The sequence below is a fragment of the Rothia sp. HMSC061D12 genome (genome assembly GCF_001836735.1).
Taxonomy (GTDB): Bacteria; Actinomycetota; Actinomycetes; order Actinomycetales; family Micrococcaceae; genus Rothia.
In genome coordinates this window covers 33,285-53,867 of record NZ_KV830310.1, presented here as the reverse complement: position 1 = coordinate 53,867, position 20,583 = coordinate 33,285, and the positions used below count along the sequence as shown (strand labels likewise).

Below are 20,583 nucleotides of genomic sequence, written 5' to 3'. Positions count from 1 at the left end.
CCTGGGCTGAGAGATTACCTCTCAGCCCAGGGGTCTTCTGCATACCACGGTCAGCCAAGAAACTCGGGCGGATACGGGTCCAATCCCACCCGCCGGTGAATGGTCGCCCAGTCTTCACCCGAGCCTTGCACCGAGTTAACTTTTTAGCCACCTAACCCATAGACCATCAAAGTACTCGACAATTCAACTTGTCAGAGCTTTCAAGCACATAGAGTATCCTTGGGAAAGGTACGCCACCTGCAGGTGGTGCGCTTCCGGATATTCACCAACCACATACGAAATGAGGACTTTCATGTCTGAAAACACCCCGCAGCCGGCCGCACCGCAGCAACCGCAGTTCACCCAGCAGGCACCCGCCGCACAGCCCGCATACGGCGCACCCGTCGAGGCACCGAAAAAGAAGTGGGCGGCAGTAACCGCACTAGTCCTGGGCATTATCTCCGCCCTGACCGGCATCTTTGTGATCGGCTCGTTCCTGACCATCCCGACCATTATTTTCGCTGTAATCGCTCTGGTCATGGTTAAGAACGGCACCGGCAAGGGTAAGGGCATGGCGATTACCGCTCTTGTGCTGGTTCTGGTGGCATATATTGCGACCTTTGCTTTCTTCCAGATTCGTGCGGCGAACCTTGAGAAGTCTAACCGAGAGGCCCGTGAGGTTATCCAGAAGTGCGAGAACCACGAGCCCGGCTACTACATCACTGAGAAGGACGGTAAGCGTTACTGCAACGCTGGCGGCTGGGTCTACGAAATGGACAAGTAAACCCATTTATATGGTCCGATAAAAGCCTCATTTCGAGACGGAGGGGCGTTCGCACACACGCGGCAGCCGCCGTGCCTGCGAGCGCCCCTCAACCATATCTTTAGTGAGCACTACGCATCTGAATCGTCCAGATAACTCCTGGAGCACCGAATAGAGAAAGCCCCCGCGGCCGAGAGTCATCCTCTCAGCCGCGGGGGCTTTATCGTATCAGCGTGTCCTCACGCGGCGAGCGCTAAGAAGCGCGGCGGCGAGAACGCAGCACCATCACAGTACCGGCACCGAGCACCAGTGCGCCACCCACAGCCACAGACACCGCACCAAAACCAGTACGCGCCAGGCCGCCCTGCTGGGAGCTAGCGCCACCCGACGCAGCAGACACACCAGACTGACCCAGGGAGCCGCCACCGGTACCACCACCGGAAATACCACCCGGGTACACGCCGCCAGCAGAACCATCAGCCGAACCGTCAGAGGAGCCCTGCGCGTTCACGCCACCGGCGGCGCCAGCCTGACCGGACTGACCACCCTGCGCGGCACCAGACTGCGCGGAGCCGGGCTGGTTGGCACCAGCGGTACCGCCCGGAGTTGCCGAATCCACACGGCGCACACCGCTAAAGTCGTCCTTAGCCGCATTCGGGTCCTTCGGCACGGCAGTCTCAAACGAGCACGCATCCGACGCCTTCTTACCCACAGCAACCGCAAGCTGCTGCACCGGGCTGTTCACCTCAGTACCATCAGCCAGGGTCGCAGAATAGTGCACGTCAAACATGTACTGGCCGGGCTCAGAGAACACCCAGTTCGCGTGCGCGTGCGTCGCGTAATCAATGTCGATCGTGGTCTTGCCGGTCGTCGAATCCAGCAGCACATCCGCACCGTTCAGCGACTCAGTGAACATGCCGAAGCGCGCACCCTCAGGCATGACCTTCGGCACTACGTGCAGGCGCACCGGACCGCGCAGCTGCGAGTAGTCGATGTCCTGCGTGTTGTAGCCGGGCCAGGGCAGGCCGCTCTGCTGGGTCTGCGGCAGGCCGTAGAAGGCGGTGCCGACCGGGCCCATGAAGTTCAGCTTCTCATCAGCCATACGTTCGGTGCGCACACGGCGGGCGTTCTCGCTGACCGTCCACACGACCGAGTCGAGCGGGCGCACGGTCGAATCAGCGTCAATGATGCCGCTGTCGTCGCGCAGACCCACGGACAGCTGGCGGTCCTTCAGGGTTGCCTGAATGTCCAGGTGGCCCTTCGAAATCTTGGCGCGGCCGTCAATCTGGCCGGGCACGCACTGGTGACCCGGGGTTCCGGGAGTGGACGGCTGAGCAGAGGGCGCGGGGCTGGACGGCTCCGGGTTTGCGGGCGCGGGGCTACTCGGTGCCGGAGTGGAGGGCGCCGGAGCAGGCACGCTCGGTTCTGCGGAGGCGGTCGGCACCGCAGGCACGGTCGGAACCTCACTCGGCGAGGTCGTGGGAGCCGTGCTCGGCTCAGCGGTCGGCGCCTCGCTGGGAGCCTCGCTCGGCTCAGCAGAAGGCTCGGCAGAGGGCACGACGGTAGGCTCAGCGCTCGGCGACGGATCCACCGGAGCAGGCTTCGGCGCATCACTAATGGGTGCGCTATCGGGAGCCAGCGCACCGTGCGCGGTGTACTTGGTGCCCGGCTCGTAGTTCGCCGCAACCTCAGTGGTGGAGGCGGAAGCGTTCATATCCGGGTGGGTCAGCATCTTCACGCGCAGAGCCGTGCCCTTGTAGAACGACTCGTCACGGAAGGTAAAGCGCGCCACGCCATCCTCGACGGAGCCTTCCAGGTCGAGGTACGGGTAGACCGGGTCATCCTGGGCGTAGAAGCCGCCGCGCATGAAGCCGCGCACCTTCGGGTCCTTGAAGCGGACCTCAACGGTGCTGAAGCCATTGCCGTTCGGGGTGACGGTCACGTCGTAGTCCATGCTGGTCGGCGTGTACTGCTGGGTGCTGAGTACGGTATTCGCCTGATCCGGGATTTCTTCGGGCCAGGAGCCGTTACCGTCATCGCTGTACACGCTCTCAGCCTTGCCGGGCTCGTAGGTGAGCTTGTGCGAAATCCAGCGGGACGCCTCCGCGCTGTTCGCGTCGGAGGTGTCGGGGGTGAAGACAGCCTGCAGCTGGGAGCCTTCGCTACCGAGCATTTCAGACCAGGTGGCGGTACCGTTCACGACCGGCAAGTCGGTCAGGAAGTAGCCGTTGTTGTACAGGGTCAGGGTGCCCTTGAGGTTCTTGTTCGCGGCGGTGAAGGTGATGTCGCTGAGCTTGTCGTCAGCGTCCTTGTTCTTTGCCGGGTCGGCGTCCAGGCGGTGCGGTGCCACGGACAGCACGTACTTTGCAGCGTCCAGGTCACCGACGGGTGCCGCGTTGTAGCGGTCAACCGTGGGCACGGCGGTGGGGGTACCGTCACCGAGCACGGGCTGCATGCCGCCAACCTGCCAGACCAGCTTCGACGGCTTGGAGCTAATGATGCGGCCGTCGGTGGAGCGCGCCACGGTGCGGTAGGTGACCACGTAGCGGCCGGGGCGGGTGAAGGTCGTGGTGTTGTGGGTGTGGCTACCCTTGTCGAGCAGCCAGGAGTGCCAGCCGGTGGAGCTGCTGGAGAGCATGCGGTACACGTCAGCGGGGGCGTCGTCCGGGTTGTAGCGGAAGAGCTCCATACGGCCGGGACCCTCAACGGAGAGAATGTCGGTAGCGAACACGCCGTCACGGAAACGCTCAGTGGGCACCTTCGTGGATGCGCCCAGGCCAGCCCAGATGGGGTCCTGGTTGCCGTAGGTCAGGTGCGGTGCCATGTAGAGGGTCTGGCCGGGTTCGCCGAGGAACGCCAGGGAGGGCGAGTCGCCCAGGGTCATGGTGTACTGCGACTTGCCGTCCCTGGTGCTGTAGCCCTTGCCGACCCAGTTGACGGTCTTGTCCAGTTCGTAGGTGTCTGCGCCGGTCTTGTAGGGGTTCGCCTCGTTCATGAGGACGAAGGTGCCGTTCTGCTCGTCCCAGTATGCCTTGGGGGCGTCAACGTGGCCCTTGGTGGTGACGATTTTGCCGTCGTCGGGGCCTGCTGCGGCGGGCAGGGAGGGGGCAGCGCCGGCGAGCGCGAGCAGTGCTGCGGCGGAGAGGAATGCGGCTGCGCGGCGGAGGGCGGGCTTGCCGCCGGGGATGAAGAGTGCGGGGGTGTGTGTGGTGACCCTTCGTTGGGTCTGCTTCTGAGAGCTCATGACAACCTTTCTCATTTTTCTATCCTCTAGGGTAGCTCTTTTGCAAATAATTGTCATTTAGAACCTAAGTGAGTATAGTGATTCCCAGAAACACGTGTGCGCCGAGGCGCGCCCAAAAACGCACACCACGTACATCCACAAAGAGAAAAACACGGCAGAGCGCACCCCGAACCCAAGAGGGAAACCGGCAACAGGCCGCCGGGCCCAGCACCGGGCAAGCCCCGAAAACATCGGGCAACGCGCCAGCCAACGAGCAGTCATCCAAGGAGCCACCATGCAAGGACGCACCAAACCCCTGAGCCTACTCAGCGCAACCACCCTCGGATGCACCCTCGCACTCGGGGCACCCCTCGCCCTCCCCCAGGTCGGCACCTTCACCGCCGCACAGGCGCAGGAAAACCAGACCGGCACCCAGGCAGGTACCGAGTCGCGCGCCTACGTCAACTACGAAGGTGACTACGTCATCGCGGGCGTACACACCGAAATGCTCAACGCATTCCTCGACGGCAACCAGTTCACCCTCGCCACCCTCGCAGACACCGGCCCCGGCCAGCAGGGACGATTCAACCCCGCCCGCACCGTCTTCCACCTGCCCGACGTCGAGGATGCACACACCAACGTCGTAGCAGGCTACGACTACATTGCCCCCGAAGGCACCGACATCTTCTACATTCCCTCCACCCGCACCCGCGGCCTGCTCTACCCCGGCCTCGGCGCGGAAGGAATCCGCCCCGGCGCGCTCAAGGACAACACCATCAACCTTGAACTCGTGCGCAGCAGCGTACCCGAAGGCGGCCGTGCCGAAGTCTTCACCGAATCCGGCCGCGACAACCCGCGCGTCTTCAGCACCAACGACCAGCTCGCACCGCACACCATCACCGCTGGCGGCCACGAGCACCTCAGCTGGGCATTCACCCGCGCCGGCATCTACCAGCTGACGTTCCGCGCCACCGCAACCCTTGCCGACGGCACCCCGGTCAGCTCCGAGGCGACCTACACCATCGCCGTGGGCACTAACGCTGAGGACGGCTTCAAGCTCCTGAACGCGCAGAACGCCGCAAAGGACGCAACCAAGGACGCCACGAGCGAGGCAACCACTACCCCCGAGGCGACCTCCACCGCCACCGAGAGCGCCACCGGCAGCCCCAGCGCATCTACCTCCGCAAGTGCTGAGACGAGCGCTTCTGCTGAGGCGAGCACATCCACCGGTATTCGCCGCGTGGATGGATCCGTGAACGGTCAGAACGCCGCGCAGGTGACCGACCCGAACGGCGCGAAGGCGGCGGCGAATGGTGAGCAGGTATCCCAGGGTGGATCCGGTGTAACCGCTATCAGCGGCACCGACAACACCAATAACGGCTCTGACAAGGGTGAAAACAAGGACAGCAACGCCACCAGCGTGAAGGGATCCAGTGTGAAGGGCTCCAACGCCCAGAACATCAGCGCACCCAGCAACGGCGGCGGCATTACCGGTAACGGTGTGCTGTCCTCCGGTCTGCCCGGCAGCCTGAACCAGCAGTGCATCGCCACCGAGGTTCCCGCCGAAGATGCCAAGGACTCTAAGGACTCCAAGGACGCTCAGAAGGACAACAAGCAGAGCAACCAGGCAGCCCAGGCACCGACCAGCATCCCCACCCTCGCCGTGGTCAACACCGCCGAGCACAGCGGCCGTGAAGAAGTCACCCACGGCCACTTCGACGTGGGCCCGATCCTCAACGGCGGCAACCTCACCAGCAGTGTGAAGGACGACCGTACCAGCCCCGCCCGCCACGTCTCCCCCGGCGCCCTCGAGTTCGTACTCAACGACGCCGCGAAGATCAACCTGCCCGCAGGCATGGAGAACATCGCCCCGGCGGGCACCCCCGTGCACATGATCGGTGCAACCCAGCAGCAGGGCGTGCCCTGGCTCGGCTGGAGCACCCAGGACCCCGAACTGCTCAAGCAGCTCGACGGCCCCGTCACCATGAGCCTCAACGGTTTTGAGGGACCCGGCACCATGTCCACGTTCCTCTCCGGCAACTTCGGTTCCGCCGGTCAGCAGGTCTTCGATTCACGTAGCGGCGGCTCCTTCCAGGTGCCTGCGAACACCCACCAGCACAGCAACTGGGTGTTCACCGCTGAGGGACGCTACACCGTGACCATCGGCTGGACTGCACGCCTGAAGAACGGCCAGCAGGTCAGCAGCGAATCGGTTCTGCACTTCACCGTCGGCAACCCCGATAACGCCCCGGCAAGCAACAACGCACAGGGTGGGGCAGAAACCAAGCAGGACGGCGGCAACGCTAACAACGCTAACGGCGCCAACAACGGCAGCGAGAAGAGCACCGCAAAGAACCCCGTCAACGGCACCGTCGACGAAGCCACCGGCATCGTTACCAAGCCCGACGGATCCAAGGTGCGCATCGTCGGTAAGACCGCCTCCGGTGAGGATTGCGCCCTGACCAGCCAGGAACTCGCGAACGCCCAGAAGGCAGCCGCCGCAGGCAAGCTACCGAACACCGGTGTGGTCATCGACCCGTTCATGGTCAGCACCTCCATTCTGGCGCTGGCACTCGGTGCCATGATTCTGCGTTCGGCACGCCGAAAGGGCCGCAGCGGTGACACCGCATAGCGGGCATACCGGCAAGGGGTCACACGCCTATAGTCGACGCGCCGCCCTCACCCTCGCCTCCCGCATTGCGGCAGGTGCCGGGGTGGGGGCTGGCGCCTTCGCACTGAGCGGATGCGCCAGCACCGAGAACGCCTCCTCCGACCGGATGCGCGTGGTCGCCACGACCCCGATCCTGGCTGATTTGGCGCAGCAGATTGCCGGCGACCGCGCCAGCGTGCACTCCCTCGTACCTGCCGGTGCCGACCCGCACTCGTACGAGCCGAGCCTGCGCGATATCCGCGATGTCGCCTACGCCCGCTGCGCCCTGACGAACGGCCTGCTGCTGGAGCAGCGCAAGCTCTCCAAAATGGTTGAGGCAAACCTGCCCGCCGGGGTCGTGTCCGTGGCGGTTGCGGAGAAAATCGAGCAGTACGGCGGCAAGCTCGAAGCCATTGTTGAGGACGCCTCCCTGGACTCCATCTGGCTGGGTTTGCGTGTTGAAGAGGGCGGGCAGAATGAGTCCGCCCCCGCCGATTCTTCGGATGCCGGCATGCGTTTTGAGGTGCAGAGCGTGCGGGCGCGCACCGCCACCGATTCGTCGAATGCGCAGCTGGCGGCGTTCATTACGCAGACCTTCGGTGCGGTGGAGATGCTGTGCGATTCGCATGCGCGCGGCGTGAACCTCACCCGTGAGGGGGACACCGCGATCCGCACCGGCGACATGGGTTCGCTGGAGCTGCCCCTGCAGGCGCATACGCACCTGTCGTGGGCGTTTAGTGATGCCGGCGAGTACGCCATTGAGCTGAGCGCCACCGCGGTCAATGCACCGGAGTCGGTGCGTTCTTCGCGCGGCACCCTGTACTGCGCGGTCGGTCGTGACCCGCAACAACTGGTGGACCGCCTGGCGAAGGAACAGAACGTTTCCGCTTCGGACATCAAGGTTCTTTCCGCAGGTCACGCCGATATTACGGCACGTACCGGCGACGGCAGGCTCGTGCTTCGCGCGGATTCCTCCCAGGGCGCCGTAGAGTACGAACTGAACCGCACCGTGGTCGCGGTCCCCTCCCGCACCCTGCAGGAGGTGCCCGCCGGCGGTAGCTACCGTTTCCTGCGGTCGGGTGCTTCGGAGCATCGCGGTCAGGTGTATCTGCTGGCGCAGGCTGTTCTGGGCAAGCACGTGCACGGCGAAATCGACCCGCACATTTGGCATTCGGTGCCGAACGCGAAGGCGAGCGTGCAGGTCATCCGTGACGCGCTCATCTCCGCCGATCCGGCGGGTGCGAGCGAGTACGCAACCCGCACCGAGCAGGTCATGAAGGAGCTCGACGCCCTGGACGCTCAGCTGCGTCAGGTGTACGGAGGCCTGCCGGAGTCGGCACGCAACCTGGTCACCACGCACGACGGCTACCGCTACCTGGCGAGCACCTACGGGTTGCACATTGCCGGTTTTGTGAGTGCCAGCGCCAGCGGCGAGCCGAGCATTCAGCAGCGTCAGCGTCTGCGTCGCACGGTCGAGGATTTGAAGGTTCCGGCGATTTACCTGGATAAGTCCACGGCGATGCGTTCACCGGTTCTCACGGAGCTGGCTCGGGAGGCGCAGGTGCGTACCGGGGTGCTCTATTCGGACACTCTGGATGCGCAGGCTCCTCACTACGCGCAGATGATGCTGGCGAATGCTCACACGATTGCACTGTGTTCTGGGGCTAGTTCTGGCGGCGACTCTTCGGGCGCTAGCTGCTCGGAGGCTAGCACCTCGTAACCCGGTTTTAAGCTACCCACAAGCTCATATAGCCATATCAGCATATAGATAATCTTTCACACACCACCTAGGTCATGATTCAAGGAAGTCCTCATGATGAACTCAACCACCCCCTCCCGTTCCTCACGTAGCCGCGCCCTGCCCGCCCTGGCTCTGGGCGCTAGCCTCATGCTCGCACCCCTGGGCGTGGCACACGCGGAGACCACCCCGGCAACCACCGAGAGCGCCTCCGCTCAGCCGAGTGACAGCAACCTGAGCCGCGGCGATCGCGCCCTCACCCAGACCCTGTCGGCGGAGCAGCCGGTCGCATCCGGCCGCACCGAAATTTCCGCCGGCCACGTGGACATGGGCCCTCGTTTCAACAACGGCAAGTTTGAGCTCATGCTCCACGACGACCACGGCGAAACCCCAGTCTGGCGCAGCCTGGACGAGGTCATCTACCGCGGTAGCGATAAGGCCATCCTGGAGGTGCCGAACGACCCGCGCTACTCCTTCGTGGGTGCCCCCGCCGGTTCTAAGGTGTACGTGATTCCGCAGACCGAAACCAAGGGCGTGATTTGGCCGGGTTGGAACACTCAGGATCCGCAGCTGGTGTCCAAGCTGAACCGCGGTGTGAACCTGACCCTGGAGCAGGTGAGCGGCCCCGGCACGTTCAGCCTGTACCTGGAGAACGGCAACTTCTCGGCACCGCAGGTGCTGTGGTCCTCGACCAAGAATGAGCCGCAGAAGCTGTGGGTTGAGAAGAACACTCACACCCACGCGAACTGGGTGTTCACCGCTCCGGGCGAGTACCTGTTGAAGGTCACCGCGAGCGCTGAGCTCTCTGACGGTTCGACCGTGACCGATACCCGCTACCTGAAGTTTGCGGTGGGTGACTCCGCGAGCGCTGATGCCCTGTACGCGATGGAGGCGCAGGCACGCGGTTCGGGCTCGGGCTCTTCGGATGCTTCCTCTAGCTCTGCTTCCCAGGCTGCTGGTACCCAGGCTTCGGGTTCTTCATCTGCCGCCGCGGCGAGCGACCAGAAGGGTTTCCGTGCTGAGTTCACGATTTCCTGGAGTCCCATCGTTGCTGGCATCGTAGTCTTGGTGGGCGTGGGCGCGTTCATCATCTCCCGCCGCCGCCGTTCCTCCGCGCAGCGTGAGGCTCTGGATGAAGTGCGCGGTGACCGTTCGTGAGCACGTCGGTAACAGCGGGTACTGAACCCGTTCTAGAGATTTCGAACCTGTACGCGGGCTACGCGCGCCGTTCCATCCTCAAGGATTTGTCCCTGACCCTGGAGCGCGGCGAGTTTGCGGGTCTGATTGGTGCTAATGGTGCCGGTAAGACCACGCTGCTGCGCACCATTTTGGGTCTGATTCGCCCGGCGTCCGGTCAGGTGCGGGTTCTGGGTGAGTCGCCGCGTGTGGCGCGTGCGCATATTGGTTACGTGCCGCAGAAGCACCAGTTCCAGTGGGATTTTCCGCTGACCGTCAAGGACACGGTGATGACCGGTCGCGTGCGTGAGATTGGGTTCTTCCGCCGCCCGGCGAAGAAGGATTGGGTGCAGGTTTTTTCGGCGATGGAACGCACCGATGTTCTGCACCTGCAGGATGCTTCCATTGCGGAGCTTTCGGGTGGCCAGCGTCAGCGAGTGCTGCTTGCGCGCGCTCTGGCGGCGAACCCCTCCCTGCTGCTACTGGATGAGCCGTTTACGGGCGTGGATGCACCTACCCAGACTACGCTGACTCGCCTGTACCGCGAGCTGGCGGATGAGGGCATCACGATTCTGATGTCTACGCACGACATGCTGGCGGCGCGCGAGTCCTGTTCGCGTCTGTGCGGTGTGCGCGGCAATATTCACCTGGATGGTCCGGCGGACTCCTTTAGCCTGGAGCAGCTGCACACGTGGTTGCACGGTCACGACATTGAGGAGGCGCAGGGCCACGCCCGCACGGGCTTCACCTGTGCCGGTGGTGCGTTGGACGAGTACGGCCACGAGCTGCCGGATTCCTGCACCGCTTCCCCCGCCCACGCTACTTCTACCGGGGGTGCCCGTTGATTACTCCTATCGATTTTCTTGCCGACCTGTTCAACCCGTCGCTGGCATTCCTTCCGCGCGCCCTGGCGGCGGTGTTGCTCGCGTCGGTAGTGACTGGCGTGGTGGGCTGTCACGTGCTGATGCGCGGCATGGTCTTCATTGGCGATGCGGTGGCGCACTCGGTGTTCCCGGGTCTTGCGGTGGCGTTCGTGCTGGGCGGCAACCTGATGGTGGGCGGCCTGACCGCGGGCGTGGTGACGGCTATTCTGGTGGCTATTTTTAGTCAGAATCAGCGGCTGCGCGAGGATTCGGTCATTGGTATTTTCTTTGCCGCGTCTTTTGCGTTGGGTATTGTGATTATTTCGTTGGCGCCGGGCTATTCGGGGTCGGTGCAGGACTTCTTGTTCGGCTCTATTGTGGGTGTCTCGAATGAAGACATTACCAACGCCGCGATTATGGGTGCCGTTATCCTGCTGGTGCTGTGGCTGTTCCACCGCCAGATTGTGACGGTCAGCCTGGACCGTGAGAGTGCCCGCGCGATGGGCCTGCCGGTGCTTGCCCTGGATATTGTGCTGTACGTTCTGGTGACCATTTCTGTGGTGCTGGGTCTGCAGACGCTCGGTAATGTGCTGGTGTTGGCGCTTCTGGTGATTCCGGCGTCGGCTGCCCGTCTGGCGTGCCGCCGACTGGGGTCGATGATGGTGTTCTCGCCGGTGTTTGGCGGTATCTGCTCGATTATTGGCCTGTACCTGTCCTGGGCGTTTAACCTGCCGACCGGTGGCACGATTGTGCTGTCGATGGTGGCGGCTTTCGTGCTGGTATGGGCGGTGACGGCGGTTCGTTCTCGAGCGCGAGCGCAGCTGAAGAGTTAAACCCAGTTGAAGAGCTAAGCCCAGCTGAACCCAACTTTTCTACATATAACGCACGAGGCGCATCCCTGTTTTCGGGGGGTGCGCCTCGTGCGTTATTTACAGGTATTAAATACCCAAACTGAATCATGTTTATGTTTAAAGAACTAAAAGATACACTCCGCGTAATAAAAGCGCTTAATTCAACACGTCGGGTTTAATGAAAATACAACCTATCAAATATTCCTTATAGGTTGATACATGTAGTGATAAAGCAGTCACTGCACCCTCATCAGAGCTTCAACGAAGGAGTCACCATGAAGGCATATGTGTACCACGGTCCCGATCAGAAGGGCGCCTGGGAGGAAGTCCCGAACCCCACCATTCTTGAGCCCACGGACGTTATCGCCCGTGTCGACACCACCACCATTTGCGGTACTGACCTGCACATCCTGAAGGGCGACTGCCCCGAGGTGGACCACGGACGTATCCTCGGCCACGAGGCTGTCGGTACCATTACCGAGGTTGGCTCCGCGGTGACTGACCTGAAGGTCGGCGACCGCATCATCATTCCCGCCGTGACTAGCTGCGGTAAGTGCTCCTACTGTAAGGCGAACCAGCCTTCGCACTGCCAGACCCTTGGTGGTGTCGGCTGGATTTTCGGTTACATGATTGACGGCACCCAGGCGGAGTACGTGCGTGTTCCTTACGCTGAGACTTCGGTTCACCTGGTTCCGGAGGGGCTGACCGATGAGGACGTCCTCTTCCTCACCGACGCTCTGCCCACCGGTTTCGAGATCGGTATTCTGAACGGTCACACCAAGCCCGGCGACACCGTCGCTGTTGTGGGTGCGGGCCCTGTGGGTCTGGGCGCTATCATGACCGCTAATCTCTGCGGTGCCGGCCGCGTCATCACCGTCGACTTTGACGATAACCGCATGAACAAGGCGCTGGAGCTGGGCGCAACCGATAAGGTCAACGCGGGCGACCCGGACTTCATCGAGAAGATTAAGGCTCTCTCCCCCGACGGCCTGGGCGTGGACGTGGCAATTGAGGCTGTGGGCGTTCCACAGACCTTCGAGACCTGCACCAAGATTGTTCGCCCCTACGGCAACATCGCGAACGCTGGCGTGCACGGCAAGCCCGTTGAGCTGCCCCTGAACACCATGTGGATTTCTAACGTGAGCATCAACATGGGCCTGGTCAACTGCAACACCGTCGGTAACCTGCTGAACATGGTCCGCTCGGGTCGTCTGAACGCTAAGGCGATGGCAACCCACCGCTTCACCTTCGACCAGTTCGAGGAAGCCTACGACCTGTTCAGCCACGCTGCTGAGCACAACGTGGTGAAGGTTGTTATCTCCCGCGACCCGGAGGTTGCGGCATAGACTGCGGTAGGCTCATATACCGCTCATACTGAAACCCCGAACTTTCGTTAGGGATTTCGGTGGGATGTATTCATGACACTGCGAACATCCCTAGGATTCGCCTCCGGGTGGGAGTGGGTAGGTCCCACCCGGAGCGCGAATCGCCCTCCCCTACCCCGAGATGTAGTTATTTTCTGAAGATGCAAGAGATCTGAAGATGTAGAGATGCGCCAGCTCGGGGTTTTCTGTTCCCTCAGCCCCCTCTCCGGTGGGCTTTGGGGCGGTTCCTCAAGCGTGATGCACCCTCTGCCGGGCGCTCTGCCAACCCGCTTCGGCGGGTTCTTCTGCCAGGCAACCTCTACCGGTGGAGGGGCGCATCATTTGACTCTTCTTGGTCGGGCGGTACCTCCGATTCTGCTCTTCCTTGAAGGGAAAGGAAAAGGGTCGCACGCTTACGGTTCAATGGCGAATTCGTAGGCTGCGACCCTTCTCTCATGCCCGGTTTTTCGGTGCCCCTGGGCGGGCTATTTAGTTTTTCGGCTTCTCAGCGTCGGGTTTCTCACCGGCGTTCTTTTCACCGGTGTTCTCATGACCGGCAGCATCGTGCAGGATGCGGGTGAACGCCTCCGTGGGGTCGTCTGCCCCAACTGCGACGGATACCTCGGCTACGGCGGAAGGTTCGGTGGCGCTTCCGGTGACGGGCTCAGTGGGTGCATCAGCCAGGTCCTCGGCAGGTGCTCCAACGGGCACCTCCGCGACAATGGGCTCCTCCGAGGCGGACTCCCCAGAGGCAGGCGCCTCCAGAACCTTCTGACCATCCTCCTGCTTATCCTGAGCCGGAGTCTCTACGGGCTGCCCGGTAGCTACCGGCTCACCGTGCGCGGATTCCTTCTTCGCATCCTTGTGCGCGTCCTTATGTTCGAGCCTGTAGATGATGCGCGGTTCCAGGCGCTCAAAACCAATCTTGGAGCGCACCCAGTTCACGAAGCGGTCGATACGGTCCTCACCCTCGGTGGTTTCCGCAACCCGGTAGTTGCGCGGCAGCATCACGCTGTCGCTGAGCACGCGCGGGTACTCATCAATCTCCTGAATACCCGCCATGTACATGTTCTCGCGGAACTGGTGAGCGAACTCCTGCTGACCGAGGAACAGCTGGTCGGCGTAGGTTTTAGCCGCCAGGCGCTCGCTGTAGGCGTCCTTGGAGTCGCGAGCGCCCTTCTTGGAGCCGTAAATATCCCAGAAGTAAAAGTACACATTGTTCGCGATAATGGCGGAGATAATGCGGTTCTGCAGGTACACGAGGGCACCGACGGCGACCGCACCAACAATCAGGAGCACCACGGCGAGCGGGGAGAGTGCAAAGTCAGACAGATTGCCGCGGTGGTTCGTGAACAGGCCAATCAGGTAGGCGATGGTGACCACGATGATGGGCACGCCGATGAAAATCACGGCCAGCGGAACCCAAATGTACAGCAGGGCACGTAGAATCAGGCGGTAGTAGCTAATCGAGTCGCCCATCTGGATGGGGGTGGGCTTGACCGAGGAGTGGGCGCGCTTCATGAGCAGGCTGAAGATACGGTTGCTATCGATGCCGACCTTACGCAGCTTCGATTCGAGGGACGCACGTTTGAGGAAGACCCGGTAGTTTTCGAGGACGACGCGCTGGTCGGAGGTGAGCTTTTCGGGGTCGGGTAGGGCGTTGAGGTCCAAGCCGGCTTCGGTGAGGAGTTTGCTCCACAGTTCCAGTCGCGCCAGTTCGGAGGGTTTTGCCGCCGCCTGCGCCTGGTAGTTCTTGTAGGAGATGAAGATGGTGCTGGCACCGATGAGCAGTGTAATGAAGGGTGCAATCCAGTCTTTGAGTCCCATGGTGGCGTTCCTCCTTGATTGTGTGGAGCCGCTGGTTCCTCGGTCTTTTTGTGGGCGTCTTTTTCGGGCGTGAGCCCACTGTTTTTACCGTACCACCGGTACCTGTGCTGAACCTTTAAATGCGCAGGTGGGTGCGTAAAATAGCCCCGCCTCCCGATGCTTAAGAGCAACAGGAGGCAGGGCTTATCTATCAAGATTTAGTGCTCAGCGGGCTTCATTTCACGCGGCGCCTTGCGGATCATGAAGTAGCTGATAACAGCCATAACACCCATGAGCACGGCGCTGAATGCGGAGCTCAGCACCACGCCGGAGTCGAAGGCAGCGAATGCGGAGGAGAGCAGCTGGTTCGCCTGCTCGCCACCCACCTGGCTTGCGACCGTCACGGCACCGCCGAGGGTTTCGTGGGCGTGGTCGGCGAGAGTCTCATCCAGGCCGTCGGGTACAACCACATTTGCGCGGTAGACGGCGGTGAGCATGCCACCAATGATGACGGTGCCGAGCACCGTACCTGTCTCGTAGGAGGTCTCCGAGATCGCGGATGCCGCACCAGCCTTACGCGGCGGCACGCTGGAGAGCATCAGGTCGTTCGAAATGGTCTGCGCAATACCGATGCCGGTACCGAGCACAATGAAGATCAGGATAATCACCAAGTCGTTGTGCGCACCCAGGAAGGCGAGCACCGCGAACGCGGCAGCGTGGAGCGCCAGACCGAAAGACACCACCTGCGCCGGGTGGAAGTGCACCGCCACGCGCGCAATCACCAGACCGGCGATAATGATCGCCAGGGTACCGGGAATCAGCAGCATACCGGCGTACATGGGCGGCAGACCGGAGACCAACTGCAGGTGCTGGGAGGCGAAGTAGATGAAGCCAACGTCCACCATCATGGAGATGAGGTTTGCGGTAATCGCGCCGGTGAACACGGTGTTGCGGAAGAGGCGCACATCCAGCATGGGCTGAATATCGTTCTTCTCGCGGTTGAGCTGACGCAGCACGAACAGGACAATGAAGCACAGGCCGGCAAGGATGGTGCTGATAGCCACCGCATCGAACCCGGTTTCGGAGGTGTGAGTCAGACCGAAGGTAATGCCGGTCATGCCGGTCATAATCAGCAGGATGCTCAGCGGATCCACCGGGCTGGGGTTCGGGTCCTTCGACTCGGGAACCATAATCGGGGCGAGAATCAGCAGAGGAATCAGAATCGGCACAGCGAGCAGGAACACCGAACCCCAGTCGAAGTGCTCCAGCAGGAAACCACCCACAATCGGGCCCAGCGCCGCACCGGCGGAGAAGCCCGAAGCCCACACGGCAATAGCGATGCGGCGCTCGGTCGCATCCACAAAGATATTGCGAATAATCGACAGGGTTGCCGGCATGAGCATGGCGCCAAAAATGCCAAGCAGGGCGCGGGCAACCACGAGCATCAGCGCGGAGGGCGCGAATGCCGCGAGCGCAGAGATTGCCGCGAAGCCGGTCGAGCCGATGAGCAGCAGCTTGCGGCGACCGATGCGGTCACCGATAGCGCCCATGGGCACGAGCAGGGCGGAGAGCACCAGGGAGTAGGAGTCAACGATCCACAGCTGCTCCGCGGAGGAGGGGCTCAGCGCCTTAGCGATTGCGGGCACCGCGAAGGCAAGCACTGTGTTGTCGATGGAGACCAGGAGCACCGGGAGCATGAGCACACCGAGTGCCGCCCAGCGCTTGGTCTTCTGGTCGGGGGCGTGAATGGGCAGAGCCGTGGTGTGCGGATTGTGATTCGTCATGGGTTGTTTTCGTGCGTCTATAAGGTGTCGGCTGATGCGGCGGACGCGGCGGCATCAGCTCGGCCTGTCTTTTGGGCTAGGTCTTTTAGTGAGGTTTTAGGGGTCCGGACGGGGCCATAAACGAAGATTAACTATACCAACTGGACGGTATAGTTTCAAGCGGTTAGACTGGTACCCATGACCACCCCCAACCACCGCAAACAGCGCGCCAACAACTCCCGCGAACACATCCTCGACACCTACGTCGACCTGCTGATTCGCTCGGGAGAACGCGCCGCAACCCTCGACGCCGTCGCCACCGCCGCCAAGGTCTCCAAGGGCGGGCTACTCTACCACTTCTCATCCAAGAAGGCGCTGCTTGAGGCGCTCGCAGAACGCACCCTCACCCTGGCTGAAGAGGACTTCGCGGCGATGGAGCAGGCACCCGGGGGGGGGGGCAAGCGCCTACTACATCAATTCCTCCACGCCGGATAACACCCCGTTCGACCGTGCCCTCATTGCCCTCAGCCGCCTGGCGCAGAGCAATAATGAGCTCGCCCAGCAGACCATGAGCCGCGTGCAGGAGGGTTGGCATGCGCTCGTCCTCGCTGAGCTGGGTGATGAACAGATTGCCCGCACCGTGCTGCTTTTGGGTGACGGCATGTACTACAACGCGGCGTTCGGAGGCGACTCCGCCAACCCGCAGAGGGCAGCCGCCATCACGGCAGACCGTGCAGCGCTGGAGCGCGCCCTGCAGGTACTCAAGGCGGCGGCAAACTAAAGCCACACAAGCCACCCGACACAGCGGTTAAAGCCACAAGCTAAAACCGTTGCCTCACACCCTATTCTTCAGCGCCGGCGAGCACCCGGGGCTTAAACTGGAAGGGTACGTATCTACTCTTCAACCTAAGGAGTTCCGATGATTTTCATTGCTGTAAAGTTCCCCGTCAAGCCCGAATACGCCGACCAGTGGATTGAGAAGACCCGCGCTTTCACCGAGGCAACCCGCGCCGAGGAAGGCAACAAGTTCTTCGAGTGGTCCCGCAGCATCGAGGACCCGAACGAGTTCGTTCTGCTCGAGGCTTTCAACGACGACGCAGCTGGCCCGCACGTGAACTCTGACCACTTCCAGCAGGCTCTGAAGGACATGCGCCCCATGCTGACCGCAACCCCGAAGATTGTTTCTCGCCTGGTTGACGGCGACGGCTGGGACGCTATGGGCGAGCTACAGATCGACTAGTCTGCACCCCTACTCTGCATCTAAAATTGCATAGTTAGATGTTGCATAAGTAGACGCCAAAGCGCCTCTCCTGCCTGTTCTATTGGACAGGTAGGAGGGGTGCTTTGGCGTGTCCGGTACCTGAACTTTTCCCCTTGATACGACGCGGATGGTACCGGTTTTCGACTCAGCGAGTGCCTTGCGTGCATTTTTACCCTATTAACCCCTTAAAATGGATAGAGTATGCACACCTATCGATACCCATTCGCACAGGAGGTCTGAATGAGCATCGCATCCCAGCCTCTTCCCGGCGCAGTCGCCGTTGAAGAGCACAACGACGTGGACCACACCTCTGTATCCCTCGCCGTCTCGACCGTTATTCTGGCCCTGCGCCCCAAGGACAACGAAACCCACCCGACCCTGTGGCTGCCGCTGGTTCGCCGCCTCCGCGAGCCCTATAAGGGCCAGTGGGCGCTTCCTGGCGGTCCGCTCAACCCGAATCTTTCCCTCGAAGAGGCGGCGGCTTCGACCCTGAAGCGTGCCACCAACCTGGAGCCCGGCTACCTGGAGCAGCTCTACGCATTCGGTGACGTTCTGCGCACCCCCGAGGCGCGTGCCGCCCGCGTTGTGGGCGAGCCCGAACCGGCACCCGGTACTGATCACGAGCGCGTGGTTTCCGTGGTGTACTGGGCGTCGATTCCCGCCACCGAGGTCGCGAACACTCGCGTGCACGAGAACATCCGCTGGTTCCCGGTCGATGAGCTGCCCGAGCTCGCCTTCGACCACAACGAAATCATTGAGTACGCGCTCTACCGCCTGCAGAACAAGGTCGAGTACTCGCGTATTGCGCACTCTTTCTTGGGTGAGGAGTTCACCCTGGCGCAGCTGCGTGAGGTGTACGAGGCGATTCTGGGTCGCACCCTGGATCCGGCGAACTTCCGCCGCCAGATTGCGGCATCGAAGTCGATTATTGACACCGGCCGCCGCGTGGAGGGCACCCGTCACCGCCCGCCGCGCCTGTACCGTTACAACGACGCTCAGGCGTACGCGGATGCGGGCCCGCTGGGCATGTACCGTGAGCGCCACGAGGCGTAATAGCGTTTCGCGCGTTGTACGCGCGCAGATTTAATGCCTAAAAGGAGGGGCGGCACCGTGCGGTGTCGCCCCTCCTTTTGCGTTCTCTAGGGGATATCGGCACTTGTCAGGCGGTTTTGTGGGAGGGTGCTTGACTCAGCACCCGCACGCTCCCTATGCTGGAGCCATCAGCTCTCTATCCGCGCTACCCCACCACGGGGGTAACCTGCGAGCTGAACGCATTGTTGAACCGAAGCCACCCAAGGCGCGACCGGGGTGACCTTCGGAATCTAGGAGGCATCAAAGAAATGACCCACCGAGCATAAGCCCGGATCCAACGACACCAGGTCAATGCGCTTTTATGCGTCCACCCCACTACCCGGGCTTACGTGTACCTACAGACCGCGCTCGGGTTTTTTCATATTCTCATGCCTAACGTGCACTACGATGGCGGGAATCCGAGCACCCATTCGAAGGAACTCGGCCCATGTCACGTCACATTACACTCGACCATATTTCGTATGCACATCCGGGTGAGCCCCCACTTTTCACAGACCTTTCCGCGGTATTTTCTGCGCCACTCACCGGGCTTATCGGCGATAACGGCGCCGGAAAAACTACCCTCTTCAGACTTATTCTTGGCGACATAAATCCTAGTCAAGGCACAATCAGTACCCCACCGCGCATAGCGTACCTACCGCAAGATTTAGGGTTGAGTGGGCATCAGCATCTTGCTGATATTTTTGGAATTACAAAAATACTGCAGGCGCTTGATGCGCTGGAATCGGGCGACTATTCCCCCTACCTTTACGACACCATAGGCGACGCCTGGGATATTGAAGAACGTACCCTCGCACCCCTTGCCGAACATGGTTTTGGTCCTGCCCTCACTACGACCGATACACAGGCCCGTCGCAACCTTCTGATGCGTCCCCTTAGCACCTTTTCAGGTGGCCAGACGGTCACAGCCGCACTCACCGCGCTTCTGTATTCAGACCCAGAGTTCATTCTGCTCGACGAACCGACGAACAACCTGGACTCCGCGGCGAAAGCCCAGCTCTTCACGACACTGGAGGTGCTGCCCTGCCCGGCGCTCATTATCAGCCACGACCGCGACCTGCTGGAGCGCATGCACGTGATTGCGGAGCTTCACGCCGACCGCCAGGGGGTGTCTCACCTGCGGCTCTTCGAGGGTAACTACAGCAAGTACCGGCAGGCGCTGGAGGCCGAGCAACAGGTGGCCCAGCGTCGCGTGAGCGAGGCGAAGAATGAGGCACGTAAGGCTGAGCGCGAGCGCGCCGAGAACCAGATTAAGCTCGATCGCAACACCCGCCGAGGCCGCGAATTTGAACGGTCAAAGCGGAAACCTGGCATGGCTATGGGCCTGGATAAAAACAGTTCAGAGCGCTCTGCCGGGAAACTTCACACAGCCCACGAAAGCATGGTGGCAGATGCGCGTGCGGCAGTTGGAGAAGCCCAAGAGAACCTGCGCGTGCAGGAGCGTATCTATCTGGAACTTGTTCAGGATGCGCTCCCGCTGGGACGGAAAGTACTGGAATTACATCGGGTGGAGAACGACTCTTGCGCATCTACACCGCAGAGCGCCGACCTTAAGAAGGCATACACCCAAAACATCGTTTCACGTGAAACACAACCTTATAAAGTTGATTATCTGCTTCAAATCCAAGATTTTCCCGAGGTTCTTATCCTGACCGGGCCCGAACACCTGCACATCACGGGCGCAAACGGCAGTGGCAAGACTGTGCTTCTCAATGCGATAGCGCACGCAAATGACCCTGATTACCGTTCCCCAGTGCCGCCTGCATACCAAGTGCTCTACCGCCTGGACAACACCGCATACCTGCCGCAGCGCATCATCCTCGACCCGGAGCTCACCCTCCTACAGAGCGTGCAGCGGGCTAACCCCGGGGTGAGCGAACAGCATCTGCGTGACCAACTGGCGCGCCTGCTCTTCCGTCGCGAAAGCGTACATCAGCGCATTGGGGATTTATCCGGAGGTGAGCGCTTCCGTGCCGCGGTGGCGCAGGTGCTTCTGGCCAACCCGGTGCCGCAGCTGCTCATGCTGGATGAGCCGACGAATAACCTCGATATTT

At 61.7% G+C, this 20,583-nt stretch carries 15 protein-coding genes; 12 read left to right on the top strand and 3 right to left on the bottom strand.

Annotation, left to right across the window (positions count from 1 at the left end; all coding sequences use genetic code 11):
- The first annotated feature begins 292 nt into the window (after positions 1–292).
- A complete protein-coding gene (locus tag HMPREF2682_RS08275) occupies positions 293–763 on the top strand; it encodes a DUF4190 domain-containing protein (protein WP_070629339.1) in 471 nt (156 codons plus the stop codon).
- Positions 764–995: 232 nt separating this feature from the next.
- Here the strand turns inward: HMPREF2682_RS08275 and HMPREF2682_RS08270 are convergent, their stop codons facing one another.
- A complete protein-coding gene (locus HMPREF2682_RS08270; RefSeq protein WP_070833167.1) occupies positions 996–3,986 on the bottom strand; it encodes a choice-of-anchor M domain-containing protein in 2,991 nt (996 codons plus the stop codon).
- Between the two features lie 274 nt (positions 3,987–4,260).
- On the opposite strand from HMPREF2682_RS08270, the gene HMPREF2682_RS08265 reads away from it, so the two are divergent.
- The 6 genes from HMPREF2682_RS08265 to HMPREF2682_RS08240 all read left to right on the top strand — a co-directional run bounded on the left by HMPREF2682_RS08265 (position 4,261) and on the right by HMPREF2682_RS08240 (position 12,589).
- A complete protein-coding gene (locus HMPREF2682_RS08265; protein ID WP_070833164.1) occupies positions 4,261–6,597 on the top strand; it encodes a TIGR03773 family transporter-associated surface protein in 2,337 nt (778 codons plus the stop codon).
- A complete protein-coding gene (locus HMPREF2682_RS08260; RefSeq protein WP_070833162.1) occupies positions 6,584–8,335 on the top strand; it encodes an anchored repeat ABC transporter, substrate-binding protein in 1,752 nt (583 codons plus the stop codon). The genes HMPREF2682_RS08265 and HMPREF2682_RS08260 overlap by 14 nt, the downstream gene beginning before the upstream one ends.
- A 93-nt stretch (positions 8,336–8,428) precedes the next feature.
- Positions 8,429–9,511 carry a TIGR03773 family transporter-associated surface protein gene (locus HMPREF2682_RS08255; protein ID WP_070833159.1) on the top strand — a complete coding sequence of 361 codons (1,083 nt, stop codon included), beginning with the start codon at positions 8,429–8,431 and terminating at the stop codon, positions 9,509–9,511.
- Positions 9,508–10,374 (top strand): metal ABC transporter ATP-binding protein, encoded by an 867-nt coding sequence (locus HMPREF2682_RS08250; RefSeq protein WP_070833156.1) that lies wholly within the window; start codon positions 9,508–9,510, stop codon positions 10,372–10,374. Before HMPREF2682_RS08255 ends, HMPREF2682_RS08250 begins: the two co-directional genes overlap by 4 nt.
- Positions 10,371–11,225, top strand: coding sequence for an anchored repeat-type ABC transporter permease subunit (locus HMPREF2682_RS08245; RefSeq protein ID WP_070833153.1), 855 nt, complete (start codon positions 10,371–10,373; stop codon positions 11,223–11,225). The genes HMPREF2682_RS08250 and HMPREF2682_RS08245 overlap by 4 nt, the downstream gene beginning before the upstream one ends.
- Positions 11,226–11,518: 293 nt before the next feature.
- Complete coding sequence (locus HMPREF2682_RS08240; protein ID WP_070833150.1) at positions 11,519–12,589, top strand: alcohol dehydrogenase catalytic domain-containing protein; 1,071 nt, start codon at positions 11,519–11,521, stop codon at positions 12,587–12,589.
- 507 nt (positions 12,590–13,096) lie between these two features.
- Here HMPREF2682_RS08240 and HMPREF2682_RS08235 read toward each other — a convergent pair.
- Complete coding sequence (locus HMPREF2682_RS08235; RefSeq protein ID WP_070833147.1) at positions 13,097–14,434, bottom strand: ICP22 family protein; 1,338 nt, start codon at positions 14,432–14,434, stop codon at positions 13,097–13,099.
- A 197-nt stretch (positions 14,435–14,631) separates the two neighbouring features.
- Positions 14,632–16,197, bottom strand: a complete 1,566-nt coding sequence (locus HMPREF2682_RS08230) for an MFS transporter (protein ID WP_049341972.1) — start codon at positions 16,195–16,197, stop codon at positions 14,632–14,634.
- Between the two features lie 177 nt (positions 16,198–16,374).
- Between HMPREF2682_RS08230 and HMPREF2682_RS09575 the strand changes: the two genes are divergently transcribed.
- The 5 genes from HMPREF2682_RS09575 to HMPREF2682_RS08210 form a co-directional block, all read left to right on the top strand.
- Positions 16,375–16,671: a TetR/AcrR family transcriptional regulator gene (locus HMPREF2682_RS09575; RefSeq protein WP_246827294.1), complete on the top strand. Its 297-nt coding sequence runs from the start codon at positions 16,375–16,377 to the stop codon at positions 16,669–16,671.
- Positions 16,556–16,957: a hypothetical protein gene (locus tag HMPREF2682_RS08225; protein WP_246827293.1), complete on the top strand. Its 402-nt coding sequence runs from the start codon at positions 16,556–16,558 to the stop codon at positions 16,955–16,957. The genes HMPREF2682_RS09575 and HMPREF2682_RS08225 overlap by 116 nt, the downstream gene beginning before the upstream one ends.
- A gap of 138 nt (positions 16,958–17,095) precedes the next feature.
- The gene (locus HMPREF2682_RS08220) at positions 17,096–17,416 is read left to right on the top strand and encodes a putative quinol monooxygenase (protein WP_005508062.1); all 321 of its coding nucleotides are present in this window, start codon (positions 17,096–17,098) and stop codon (positions 17,414–17,416) included.
- A 261-nt stretch (positions 17,417–17,677) separates the two neighbouring features.
- Positions 17,678–18,490, top strand: a complete 813-nt coding sequence (locus HMPREF2682_RS08215; RefSeq protein ID WP_070833144.1) for an NUDIX hydrolase — start codon at positions 17,678–17,680, stop codon at positions 18,488–18,490.
- 466 nt (positions 18,491–18,956) lie between these two features.
- Positions 18,957–20,583, top strand: a 1,627-nt coding sequence (locus HMPREF2682_RS08210; protein WP_070833141.1) for an ATP-binding cassette domain-containing protein, incomplete at its 3' end; no start/stop codon positions are given.